Origin of the sequence: Plantactinospora sp. ZYX-F-223, from assembly GCF_039649625.1 — a bacterium.
In the GTDB taxonomy this organism is placed as follows: Bacteria; Actinomycetota; Actinomycetes; order Mycobacteriales; family Micromonosporaceae; genus Plantactinospora.
Genome location: NZ_JBDJAV010000194.1, coordinates 1 through 582 on the forward strand (window position 1 = coordinate 1; position 582 = coordinate 582).

General features: G+C 71.5%; 1 protein-coding gene. It reads left to right on the forward strand.

The features are described 5' to 3' along the window. On the forward strand, positions 1-582 hold a 582-nt coding region (locus AAH979_RS43135; RefSeq protein WP_346263897.1), incomplete at both ends, for a hypothetical protein.

Consider the following 582-nt stretch of genomic DNA (forward strand, 5'->3'; position numbering starts at 1 on the left):
CACGACCAGGTGCTCTCCTTCGAGCAGCTCAAGGACCTCTTCCGGCAGCACTGGGCCGACCTGTCCTGGCGGGAGGTACTCCGGCTGCTCGCCGGCGCGCTGCACCAGAACCACACCGCGCAGCTCATCCAGTTGCTCACCACCGAGGTCAACCAGCCCTGGCCGCCGGCCGACTTCGCCCCGCCGCCGTGGAACCTGGCGCTGGCCGTGCAGTGCCTGGCCGAGGTCCGCAACCTGCACAGCGCCGCCGCCAAGCCGGCGGAGACACTGCTGCGGCAGCTCATCCTGCTGCTGGAGCACTGCGTCTCGATCGACGACCGGGAGACCGCCCGGCTGATCGACGAGGAGATCCTGCCGGCCGCCAAGGCGATCGGGCCGAACTGGCCCGGCCGCAAGATCTACCTCTCCTGGTACCGCCGCCGGGGCGTCCGGATCGTCTGGCACCCGGTCTCCACCCACGCCGCCCGGCTGGCCGCGATGCTCTCCACCCCGGCCGAACGGATCGACGACCTCTTCGACGACGTGCTCGCCACCATGGACGACAGCCCCGCCTCCTACGCCTCGGTCGCCGGCCTGGCCGAG